The sequence below is a fragment of the Achromobacter sp. RW408 genome (assembly GCF_003184165.1).
GTDB lineage: Bacteria > Pseudomonadota > Gammaproteobacteria > Burkholderiales > Burkholderiaceae_B > Achromobacter > Achromobacter xylosoxidans.
This window is the reverse complement of record NZ_QHHO01000049.1, coordinates 1,341,759-1,353,044: the sequence shown is the minus strand read 5'-3', so window position 1 is coordinate 1,353,044 and position 11,286 is coordinate 1,341,759. Positions and strand designations below refer to the sequence as shown.

The following is an 11,286-nucleotide window of genomic DNA, read 5'->3' as shown; positions in this document are numbered from 1 at the left end:
TGCCATGGAGCGGGCGCGCGCACGAGATCGCCAGATGGTGGGGCGACCAATTGCTGAACCGCGCGCTGTTGCTGTCGTTCGGCCTGATCCCGCTGCTGTTCGTCAGCGTGATGACGTTGATCTCGGGTTCGCATATCCAGTTGCACTGGGGCACGCCGTTCCTGCTGTTCGTCGTGCCGGCGGCGATGGAGCTGACGCGATCGGCCTGGCAGGCGCCTTTCCGGCCGCGCCGGGCGGTCCTGGTGTTCGTGCTCATCCAGCTGTTGCTGATGGCGCGGGTGGAATTGACCGGCCCCAATGGCGCCGGCCTGATGCGGCGCGCCTCCGACTGGCGTTACTTCGACGCGCAAGCCCTGGCGGACACGCTGCATCCGCGCGCCGTCGCGGAACTGGGCGGTCCGGTGCGCGTGATCTCGGGGCCGTGGGAGGAGTCGGGCGCATTGGCGTTGAGGCTGCCCGGGCAACCGTTGGTATTGATCCACGGGCAGCTGCGATTCAGCCCGTGGGTTGGCGCCGACCTGCTGGCCGCGTGTGGTGCCCTGGAATTGAGCAAGGGCCGGACGCGGCCCGATGGCTTCGCGCCAGTGGGACCCGCGTTTCCGTCGCTGTACTGGCGGGTCTGGCGGCCAGCCACGGATTGCGGCGGCGATGCCGCGCAATAGCGCGGACAGGGATCGTCCGGGTGGTGGCGATGGACGGGAAGGGCGAGCGGCGGCGCATGTCCGTGGCCCGGCCGGCCGTCCCGCTTCGCTGAACGGGGAATCAGGTTCCGGTATCGGGTTCCGGCGTCTGCGTGAAGGCGCGCACCAGGCGCGCAATGCCGTCCAGTTCGTCGTGCGCGCCGGTCGCCCATTCGGGCTTGTCGAAAGGGCTGTCCGATGGCGTGTCGTCCAGATTGGCCTTCAGGTCGTCCAGCAGCTCCAGCGCCATATCGGTGGCTTGCGGGCTACCGCGGGTGGAAAGGGCGATGGCGATCGCCAGCGCCTGGCGCAGCGCGAGCAGGCGGCCGTCGAGTTCGGTGTCCACGGGGAAGGTCCTTGTGATGGGGGGAATCCCCGCATTTTACGGGGCGGGGCGCCGCCACGCGCCGGGACCGGCAGTTTCGGTTGTTGCGCCCCTTTGCCTGCCTGCGAGCCCGTTTGCGCAAGATCAAGGCCTGGGGGGAGCCTCAGGCGAATAATCAAGGGTATGCAAGCCGTCCTACGCCCACTCTCCGCCGAACCGCCGGCCACCGCGGCCGAACCGTTCTTTCCGCCCCAGTTGCTGGCCCGGCTGGACAAGAACGGTCCTCGCTACACCTCCTATCCCACGGCCGACCGCTACCACCCCGGTTTTGCCGAAGCCGAATACCGCCAGGCCTTGCGGCAACGGCGCGAGGCCTGTACGAACGAGCCCTTGTCGCTCTACGTACACATTCCGTTCTGTGATTCCGTCTGTTACTACTGTGCCTGTAACAAGGTCATCACGCGCCATCACGATCGCGCCGCGCGTTACCTCGATGCCCTGGCGCGGGAAATCGCGTTGCACGTGGCCGAACTGGGCGCGGGCATGCCGGTCTCGCAGCTTCACTTCGGGGGCGGCACGCCCACCTTCCTGTCCGACGAAGAGCTGGACCGCCTGATGGCGGACTTGCGCGGCGCATTCCGTTTCGAACCAGACGCGGAAATCTCCATCGAGGTGGATCCCCGCACGGCCACCCCGCAGCGGCTGGAGAAATTGCGACGGCTGGGTTTCAACCGGCTGAGCTTCGGCGTGCAGGATTTCGATGCGCGCGTGCAAGTGGCGGTGCATCGAGTGCAGTCCTTCGAAGACGTGCGCGACCTGATGCAAAGCGCCCGCGCGCTGGACTATGCCTCGATCAACGTCGACCTCATCTACGGCCTGCCGCTGCAGACTGCCGAATCCTTCGCGCGCACCATCGCCCAGGTCAGCGCGTTGCGGCCCGACCGCATCGCGCTGTACGCCTACGCCCACCTGCCGGAACGCTTCAAGCCGCAGCGGCGCATCAATCCGCTCGACCTGCCCGACCGCGCTACGCGGGTCGGGCTGCTCAGCGCGGCCATCGAAGGGTTCCTGAAGCAGGGCTACGCCTACATCGGCATGGACCATTTCGCCTTGAACACCGACGCCCTGGCCATCGCCAAGCAGCGCGGCCAATTGCATCGCAACTTCCAGGGCTACAGCACCCAACCCGATCGTGACCTGGTCGCGCTCGGCGTATCGGCCATCGGCCGCATCGGCGATACCTACAGCCAGAACGCCAAGGACCTCGACGAATACTACGCCGCCATCGAATCTGGCCGGTTTGCGGTCGAAAAGGGACTGGCGCTCAATGCGGACGATCTGGTCCGCCGTGAGGTCATCATGGACATCATGTGCCAGGGACGCGTGGATTTCGCGCGCGTGGAGGCGCGCCATGGCCTGCGGTTCGGCACGTATTTCGGACCGGAGCTGACGCAGATGGCCAACCTGGCCGAACTGGGATTGGTGAACCTGGGCGCTGGCGAACTGCGCGTGACCGGCCTGGGCTGGTATTTCGTCCGGGCGGTCGCCATGGCGTTCGACGGCTATCTGCGCAGCGCCAGCACGGGCGCCAGCTACTCGCGCATCATTTGAGGCGCCGGAGTGGGCGTCGGCGTCGTGCGATGACGGCCGGCCGCCGGGTGGGGGTCATTCCGCGAATTTTTCGCGCAGGAACAGGGCCAGCGCCAGATCGTCGGACAGCTGCAGCTTGCGCATGGCGCGGCGCTTGTGGGTGCTGACGGTCTTCTTGCTGCGCTTCAGGCGCATGGCGATCTGCGTGACCGACATCCCCTGGCTGATATGACGCAGGACTTCGACCTCGGAAGTGGTCAGCAGGGCATGCGGCGGCCTGGGGGACAGGGGGCGGATCTTGCCTTCCTGCACGGACAGGAACGGGTCCTTGCGGCTGAGGACGCCGTGGATCATCTCGGGCAGCAGGATCATGCCCCATTGCTTGGCCAGGTAGCCGTTGGCGCCGGCGCGGAACGCCGCATACTGGGTCTCCTGGCGGTTGCCGGCCGAGAACGTGATGATCGCCATGGACGGGTGATAGCGCCGCAGCCTGCGCAGGTAGTTGACGCCGTCCCAGGGCTCCTGGGGCAGGTAGAAGTCGATCAGGGCGACGTCGCAAGGCGAGGTCGCGAGTTTTTCTAGCAGCCTGCGGGCCGAGGTTTCCTGGTGGATGACGCGGAAGCCGGGGCGCGAGTCGAGGTAGGCGCCGACGCCCAGCGCGACGACCGGATGGTCGTCCAGGATCGCGACCCGGATGACGGGCGGCGGCCGCGACAGCAGCAGGTGCTTGCGAGAATTGGGGCGGTCACCTGCATCGTTGGGTCGCGGCTCGGAAAAGGAGGCGGCGTCCGGCGCTGAGGCAGTATTCATCAAGGCTCCACAGAATGGCAATGGCAACGGTCCGGTAAAAAGGGCGCGCCCGTGGGCGGCGGCTCCGTACTCGCCGTAACCAGTCCGAAATTCGAGTGCGAAGCTTAGGGTCTTACGGCTCGTTCCGGCCAAAAACTAAACGCGAATAAGACGAAACTACATTCGTAATAACGTAGCGCGACGTTACTGGCCCGCTCGCGAGGTGCCGCCCGCGGGGAATAGAATTCCCTTGTTTTCCGGACCGGCATGTGGCCGGACCGCGGCGCAAGGCAAGCATGGCGATGGACGGCAGATGCCCAAGAAGATCCTGGTGATAGGCAGGGACGGCCAACTCGGCTTCGAGTTGCGGCGCAGCCTCGCGCCCCTGGGCGTGGTGACGGCGGTCGGCCGGGCCGATTGCGACCTGACCTATCCGCTGCAGATCGCGCGGCTGGTGCGCCGTGAAAAGCCCGACGTCATCGTCAATGCGGCCGCCTTCACCGCGGTCGAACGGGCGCAAGAGGATGGGGTGCGCGCCATGCGCATCAACGCCGAGGCCGCGGGCGAACTGTCCGCGCTGGCTGCCGAGCGCGGCGCGCTGATCGTCCATTATTCGTCCGACTACGTGTTCGATGGCGCCAAGCCCGGCGCCTATGACGAGCGCGACACGCCGGCGCCGTTGAACGTCTATGGCCGCAGCAAGCTGGCCGGCGAGCAGGCGGTGCGCGCCATGAATCCCGCGCATCTGGTGTTCCGCACCTCGTGGGTCTATGGCGTGTTCGGCAATAGTTTCCTGAAGACCATGCTCATGGCCTTGCGGCAACCAGAGACGCTGCGTGTGGTGAGCGACCAGCGCGGCGCGCCGACGGGCGCCGCCTATATCGCCGATGCCACCGCCCTGGTCCTGGCTCGCTACCTGGCGCGGCCGGCGGACGAGGCCTTTCCGTTCGGCCTGTACCATCTGGCGGCCACCGGCGACGCCAGTTGGCATGAATACGCCTGCTTCATCGCCCAGCAGGCCCGGCGCGCCGGCCTGGCGGTCACGTTGACGCCCGCCGACATCCGGGCAGTGCCATCCGATCAATACCCCACCACGGCGCGCCGTCCGTTGAATTCGCGGCTCGACAGCCGGCTGCTCGAGCGCACCTTCGGAATCCGCGCCCCGCACTGGGAGGACGGGGTGACCCATGCCCTGGCCGCGATCGCCGACAGCCGCAACCTGGCCTGATCCGGACACGCATCTTGCCGGCACTGTCGTGCCAATGTCACGAAAGGGGCGCAAAAGGTGCTACAATCGGCAACGATAAAGCCCGTCAGTTTCGCTGGCGGCGCATCGCCAGGTTGTCCTGAAATTACCCCGCAAGGTCCGAATACCATGTTTTTCCCGCTGGCACGAACTACGACCCGGAACTTTCGCCCTATGTCGCGTTAGTTTTTCGTGCGTCGGGTTTCACCGTGTCAGGTCAGCGGTAGGACTCAGCAAGACAACCAGATAAACGCGGCTACCAGCCGCGTTTGTCGTTTCTGAATTTCGTTTCTTTTTCCCAAGAACCCCAGGAAGCACTCCCGATGGTACAGATCACATTGCCCGATGGTTCGCAGCGCCAATACCCGGGGCCGGTCACGGTCGCCGAAGTGGCGCAGTCGATCGGCGCGGGATTGGCCAAAGCCGCCTTGGGCGGCCGCGTGACCTTTGACGGCGCCGACTCCACGCTGGTCGACACCAGCTACCGCATCGAGGGCGACGCCCGCCTGGCCATCGTGACCGCCAAGGACGCCGACGGGCTGGACATGATCCGCCATTCCACGGCCCACCTGCTGGCCTATGCCGTCAAGGAGCTGTTCCCCGACGCGCAGGTCACCATCGGCCCCGTGATCGACAACGGCTTCTACTACGACTTCTCGTACAAGCGCCCGTTCACGCCGGAAGACCTGGCCGCCATCGAGAAGAAGATGGCCGAGCTGGCCAAGAAAGACGAAGTCGTGACGCGTGAAGTCTGGTCGCGCGACGACGCCGTCGAGTTCTTCAAGGGCATTGGCGAAAAGTACAAGGCCGAGATCATCGCCTCGATCCCGTCGAACGAACCGCTCAGCCTGTACCGCGAAGGCGAATTCATCGACCTGTGCCGCGGCCCGCACGTGCCGTCCACGGGCAAGCTGAAGGTCTTCAAGCTGATGAAGGTGGCCGGCGCCTACTGGCGCGGCGACAGCAAGAACGAGATGCTCCAGCGCATCTACGGCACGGCCTGGGCCACCAAGGAAGAACAGGAAGCCTACCTGCACATGCTGGAAGAGGCCGAGCGCCGTGACCACCGCAAGATCGGCCGCGAGCTCGACCTGTTCCACTTCCAGGACGAAGCGCCTGGTCTGATTTTCTGGCACCCCAAGGGCTGGGCCCTGTGGCAGCAGGTGGAGCAGTACATGCGCTCCGTCTATCGCGACAACGGCTACCAGGAAGTGAAGGCGCCGCAGATCCTCGACATCTCGCTCTGGAAGAAGACGGGGCACTGGGACAACTACCGTGAAAACATGTTCACGACGGAGTCCGAGAACCGCGTCTATGGCCTCAAGCCCATGAACTGCCCGGGCCACGTGCAGATCTTCAACGCCGGCCTGCACTCGTACCGCGAGCTGCCGCTGCGCTACGGCGAATTCGGCCAGTGCCATCGCAACGAACCGTCCGGCTCGCTGCACGGCATGATGCGCGTGCGCGGCTTCACGCAGGACGACGGCCACATCTTCTGTACCGAAGAACAGCTCCAGGACGAATGCGCCGACTTCACGGCCCTGCTGCAGAAGGTCTACCGCGACTTCGGCTTCACCGAAGTGCTGTACAAGGTCGCCACGCGCCCGGAAAAGCGCATCGGCTCGGACGAGGTCTGGGACACGGCCGAACAGGCCCTGATGGAAAGCCTGCGCCGCACCGGCTGCGAATTCGAGATCTCTCCGGGAGAGGGCGCGTTCTACGGCCCCAAGGTCGAATACACGCTGAAGGACGCCATCGGCCGCCACTGGCAGTGCGGCACGATCCAGGTCGACTTCTCCATGCCCGTGCGCCTGGGCGCCGAGTACGTGGACCAGAACGACCAGCGCCGTCCGCCCGTGATGCTGCACCGCGCCATCCTGGGTTCGCTGGAGCGTTTCATCGGCATGCTGATCGAAAACCACGCCGGCGCGATGCCGCCCTGGCTGGCTCCGGTGCAGGCCGTGGTGTGCTGCATTTCCGAACCTTCGGCCGATTATGCGGCTGAAATCACGCAAAGCCTGAAAAAACAAGGCTTTAGAGTAGAGTCCGATTTGCGCGGTGAAAAAATCACTCGTAAAATTCGGGAGCACAGCCTGCAAAAGGTGCCGTACATCCTCGTCGTCGGCGACAAGGAGAAGCAAAACGGTACCGTCGCCGTACGCGGATTGGGCGGTCTGGACCTCGGCGCCATTGCGTTCGACGACTTCGTCGCCCGCCTGTCCGAAGACGTATCCACCCGCCGCGACGTCAATCAACCCGATGGCAGCGCTGCTTAACATTTCTAGGAGCTTTCAACATCGCCACTGAAAAAGCCAATCGCATCAACGGTGAAATCCGCGTCCCCGAGGTGCGCCTGATAGGTCTGGACGGAGAACAGCTGGGCATCGTCAAGATCGCCGATGCGTTCCGTCTTTCCGAGCAAAACGACGTGGATCTGGTGGAAATCGCGCCGAACGCCGAGCCGCCGGTCTGCCGTTTGATGGACTACGGTAAGTTCAAGTACCAAGAGCAGAAGCGTCAGGCCGAAGCTCGTTCGAAGCAGAAGGTCATCCAGGTCAAGGAAGTCAAATTCCGTCCGGCCACCGATGAGGGCGACTACCAGGTCAAGCTGCGCAACCTGCGCCGCTTCCTCGAGGAAGGCGACAAGGCCAAGGTGACGCTGCGGTTCCGCGGCCGTGAAATGGCCCACCAGGAACTGGGCATGCGGGTACTTGAGCGTGTGCGCGACGATCTGCTGGAATTGGCCCAGGTCGAAGCCATGCCGAAGCTCGAAGGCCGTCAGATGGTCATGGTGCTGGCGCCCAAGAAGAAGGCTGCCCCCGCGGGCAAGCCCGAATCGGCGGCATAAAGCTCCTGCCGGCCTTCCCGTCCGGGAAGGCCGGGCCGCTCTTCTCCGCGACCCGCCGTCCAGCCCATGTTCGGCGGGTTCGCTTATTGGGCGGCTCTGCGCTACGATGTCATAGATAGCCGCCTTCCCGAAAGGGAAGGCGGTGTACGTTCGGGGTGTCGCGATGCATGTTTTGTTCGTTTTGGATCCCTTGCCGCTCTTGAAGGCGTACAAGGACAGTTCTGTCGCCATGATGCGTGCCCTGGTGGCGCGCGGGCATACGCTCAGCGTGGCCATGCAGGGCGACCTGTACATCGAGACCGGCACGGTCAAGGCCGTCACCACGCCCATCGAGCTGGTGGATGGCGCCGACCTGCACGGCCATGACTGGTGGCGCGAATCGGCGCCGCAGGACCTGCCGCTGGCCGATTTCGGCGCGGTGGTGATGCGCAAAGACCCGCCTTTCGACATGGAATACGTGTATTCCACCCACCTGCTCGAATACGCCCAGGCGCAAGGCGCCAAGGTGTTCAACGGTGGCGCGGCGATCCGCAATCATCCCGAGAAGCTGGCCATCACCGAAATCAGCGAGTTCACCGCGCCGACGCTGGTGACGCGCAACATGGCGCGCCTGAAGGCCTTCCACGACACCCACCACGACGTCATCGTCAAGCCGCTGGACGGCATGGGCGGCACCGGCGTGTTCCGCCTGCAGCCCAAGGACCCGAACCTCAACGCCATCCTGGAAACGCTGACCGACAACGGCGCGCGCACCATCATGGCGCAGCGTTACATCCCCGAGATCGTCAAGGGCGACAAGCGCATCCTGCTGATCGGCGGCGAACCGGTGCCGTATTCGCTGGCGCGCATTCCGCTGGCCGGCGAAACCCGTGGCAACCTGGCCGCGGGCGGCCGTGGCGTGGCGCAGCCGCTGTCGCCGCGCGACCGCGAGATCGCCGAGGCGGTGGCCCCCAGGCTGGCCGCGCGCGGCCTGCTGCTGGTCGGCCTGGATGTCATCGGCGACTACGTCACCGAGGTCAACGTCACCAGCCCCACCTGTTTCGTGGAAATCGCCGAGCAGACCGGTTTCGACGTCGCGGGCATGTTCGTCGAGGCGCTGGAAAAGGCCGTGGCGACGGGTGCCGTGGCCGCTGCCGCCTGAGCGCGCCGGAATCCGCCATGACCACGGGTATCGTCATCGTCGTGCACGCGCCGCTGGGCGCCGCCATGCGCGAATGCGCCAGCCATGTCATGGGCAACCTTGACGGCATGCTGGCGATCCACGACATTCAGCCCGAGGACTTGCCGGACGACCTGGCGCCCGCGGTGCTCAAGGATATCCTGGAGCAGGACCATGGCGGCGGGGTGTTGGTGCTGACCGACCTGATCGGCGCCACGCCCGCCAATATCTCCAAGCGCGTCGTGGCCGATGCCCAGGCGCAGGGCATCCAGTGCTGTGTGCTGGCGGGCCTGAATACCCCCATGCTGCTGCGCGCCTTGACCTACCGTAACCTCTCCTTGGCGGAGACGCGCGAAAAGGCGCTGGCCGGCGGGGTGCAGGGCGTGTTGCGGGTAGACTGACGGGCAGGAACTTGTCCTATTATTTCGGCTAATATTTCAAGCCGATGAGCGGTTCGACAATTTGCTGCAATCACCAACTGCGGCGTGATGCCGTGGTCATAATATCTCCTATGCCTAATACAGACATTGTCATCAGCAATAAACTGGGTTTGCATGCGCGGGCGGCCGCCAAACTGACGCAACTGGCGAGCAAGTTCTCCAGCGAGATCTTCATCTCGCGGGGCGCGCAGCGGGTCAATGCCAAGAGCATCATGGGGGTCATGATGCTGGCCGCCGGCCTGGGCGTGACCGTCAAGCTGGAGGCTTCGGGCAGCGATGCCGAGCAGGCCCTCTCCGAAATTGAAACTCTGTTCGACAGCAAATTCGGTGAACAGGAATAGCAGCGCTTCCGAATCCGCCGGCCCGGACGACGTCCGGGCCGGCATGTCCGCGGCCGGTACCGCGGTTCTTGCACATGACGGGGATGGCTCAGCCAGCCCCGTTATTTGTTTGTACGGCAAGGGCGTGGCGCGCGGTTACGCCATCGGCCGCGCGGTGGTCATGGGGGCGGCGGCGCTGGAAGTCGCGCACTACCGCATCGCGCCCGAGGACGTGCCGGCCGAGAGCAGCCGCCTGACCGAGGCGCTGGCCTCGGCCCAGCAGGAATTGCGGCAACTGGCCGACACCCTGCCGGCCGATGCGCCGCGCGAGCTGGGCGCGATGCTCAATGTGCACAGCCTGTTGCTGGGCGACCCGCTGCTGGCCGAGCAGACGCTGGCGCTGATCGCCGAGCGGCACTACAACGCCGAATGGGCGCTGACCACGCAGGGCCAGATCCTGGGCCAGCAGTTCGACGCCATGGAAGACGAATACCTGCGCGAGCGCGGCGCGGACGTGCGCCAGGTGATCGAGCGGGTGCTGCACGTGCTGTCCGGCACCTCGGCCATCCTGCCGGACATGTCGCACATGGGCGGCGACGAGGCGCTGGTGGTGGTGGCGCACGACATCTCGCCGGCCGACATGCTGCGCCTGCGCGGCGGACGCTTCGCCGCCTTTGTCACCGACCTGGGCGGGCCGACCTCGCATACCGCCATCGTGGCGCGCAGCATGGGCGTGCCGGCCGTGGTGGCCATGGGCAACGTGCGCGAGCTGGTGCGCGACGGCGACATGCTGATCATCGACGGCGCCGCCGGCGCGGTGGTGGTCAATCCGTCGGAACGCATCCTGCAGGAATACCGCCGCCGCCAGTCCGCCTACGCCGATGAGCGCGCCGAACTCGGCCTGTTGCGCGACGAGCCGTCCGTCACCCTCGACGGCATCGACATCGTCCTGCACGCCAACATCGAACTGCCGGAAGAGGCGGCGCTGGCGCTGGCCTCCGGCGCGCACGGCATCGGCCTGTTCCGCAGCGAATTCCTGTTCATGGGGCGTCCGGACCTGCCGGGCGAGGAAGAGCAGTACGAGGCCTACGCGTCCGTCGTGAAGGTGATGGCGGGCCGTCCCGTCACCATCCGCACGCTCGACATCGGCTCGGACAAGACGCTGGACGGCGAAGCCACGGTGGCCACCAATCCGGCGCTGGGGCAGCGCGCCATCCGTTACTGCCTGGCGCGCCCGGAGATGTTCGCGACCCAGCTGCGCGCCATCCTGCGGGCCTCGGCCCATGGGCCGGTGCGGCTGCTGATCCCGATGATCGCCCACATGCACGAGGTGGTGGCGACGCGGGCCGCCATCGAGTCGGCGCGGCGCGAGCTGGATGCGCGCGGCCAGGCCTACGCGGCGCACATGGAAGTGGGCGCCATGGTCGAAGTGCCGGCCATCGCCATCGCGATCGAGCCCTTCGCGCAGGCGCTGGATTTCCTGTCGATCGGCACCAACGACCTGATCCAGTACACGCTGGCCATCGACCGCGGCGACCACGACGTGGCGTCGCTCTACGATCCTTTGCATCCGGCGGTGTTGCGGCTGGTGGCCCACACCATCAATGCCGGCGAGCGGGCCGGCAAGCCGGTGGCGGTGTGCGGCGAAATGGCCGGCGATTCGCGCATGACGCGGCTGCTGCTGGGGCTGGGGTTGACCGAATTTTCCATGCATCCGCAGCAACTGCTGGACGTGAAGCGGGAAGTGCGGCGAGCGCACACCAACGCGCTGCGCGTGAAGGTGGCCAGCGCCTTGAACCGGGCCTTGCCGGTGGATCTGGATACGCTCGACCTGGCCTGAGAGCCATTGACGCTGGGGTCTCGCCCCAACGAACGGAAAGCCCGGCGCA

General features: G+C 65.7%; 10 protein-coding genes and 1 pseudogene. 9 read left to right on the top strand and 2 right to left on the bottom strand.

Going from position 1 to position 11,286, the window contains the following annotated elements; translation table 11 throughout:
• Window positions 1-662: pseudogene (locus tag DK459_RS25745) on the top strand (glycosyl transferase); the annotation flags it as partial.
• A gap of 100 nt (window positions 663-762) precedes the next feature.
• On the opposite strand, the gene DK459_RS25740 reads toward DK459_RS25745, so the two are convergent.
• Window positions 763-1,026, bottom strand: coding sequence for a hypothetical protein (locus tag DK459_RS25740; RefSeq protein WP_006387985.1), 264 nt, complete (start codon window positions 1,024-1,026; stop codon window positions 763-765).
• A gap of 162 nt (window positions 1,027-1,188) precedes the next feature.
• Here DK459_RS25740 and hemN point away from each other — a divergent pair, with 162 nt between their 5' ends.
• The gene (hemN, locus tag DK459_RS25735) at window positions 1,189-2,616 is read left to right on the top strand and encodes an oxygen-independent coproporphyrinogen III oxidase (RefSeq protein WP_006387986.1); all 1,428 of its coding nucleotides are present in this window, start codon (window positions 1,189-1,191) and stop codon (window positions 2,614-2,616) included.
• A gap of 54 nt (window positions 2,617-2,670) precedes the next feature.
• Here the strand turns inward: hemN and DK459_RS25730 are convergent, their stop codons facing one another.
• On the bottom strand, window positions 2,671-3,405 hold the full coding sequence (locus DK459_RS25730; protein ID WP_006387987.1) for a response regulator: 735 nt from the start codon (window positions 3,403-3,405) through the stop codon (window positions 2,671-2,673).
• Between the two features lie 292 nt (window positions 3,406-3,697).
• On the opposite strand from DK459_RS25730, the gene rfbD reads away from it, so the two are divergent.
• The 7 genes from rfbD to ptsP all read left to right on the top strand — a co-directional run bounded on the left by rfbD (window position 3,698) and on the right by ptsP (window position 11,237).
• Window positions 3,698-4,612 (top strand): dTDP-4-dehydrorhamnose reductase, encoded by a 915-nt coding sequence (rfbD, locus tag DK459_RS25725; protein WP_006387988.1) that lies wholly within the window; start codon window positions 3,698-3,700, stop codon window positions 4,610-4,612.
• Between the two features lie 341 nt (window positions 4,613-4,953).
• Window positions 4,954-6,906 carry a threonine--tRNA ligase gene (gene thrS, locus DK459_RS25720; protein WP_006387989.1) on the top strand — a complete coding sequence of 651 codons (1,953 nt, stop codon included), beginning with the start codon at window positions 4,954-4,956 and terminating at the stop codon, window positions 6,904-6,906.
• A gap of 20 nt (window positions 6,907-6,926) precedes the next feature.
• Window positions 6,927-7,478, top strand: a complete 552-nt coding sequence (gene infC / locus DK459_RS25715) for a translation initiation factor IF-3 (RefSeq protein WP_076410237.1) — start codon at window positions 6,927-6,929, stop codon at window positions 7,476-7,478.
• Window positions 7,479-7,641: 163 nt separating this feature from the next.
• Window positions 7,642-8,619, top strand: coding sequence for a glutathione synthase (gene gshB / locus DK459_RS25710; protein ID WP_026385253.1), 978 nt, complete (start codon window positions 7,642-7,644; stop codon window positions 8,617-8,619).
• A 17-nt stretch (window positions 8,620-8,636) separates the two neighbouring features.
• Window positions 8,637-9,038 carry a PTS sugar transporter subunit IIA gene (locus DK459_RS25705; RefSeq protein ID WP_110135144.1) on the top strand — a complete coding sequence of 134 codons (402 nt, stop codon included), beginning with the start codon at window positions 8,637-8,639 and terminating at the stop codon, window positions 9,036-9,038.
• A gap of 110 nt (window positions 9,039-9,148) precedes the next feature.
• Entirely contained in the window at window positions 9,149-9,418 is a 270-nt protein-coding gene (locus DK459_RS25700) for an HPr family phosphocarrier protein (RefSeq protein WP_006387993.1), read from the top strand.
• Between the two features lie 43 nt (window positions 9,419-9,461).
• Window positions 9,462-11,237 carry a phosphoenolpyruvate--protein phosphotransferase gene (gene ptsP, locus DK459_RS25695; RefSeq protein WP_054444177.1) on the top strand — a complete coding sequence of 592 codons (1,776 nt, stop codon included), beginning with the start codon at window positions 9,462-9,464 and terminating at the stop codon, window positions 11,235-11,237.
• Window positions 11,238-11,286 lie beyond the last annotated feature (49 nt).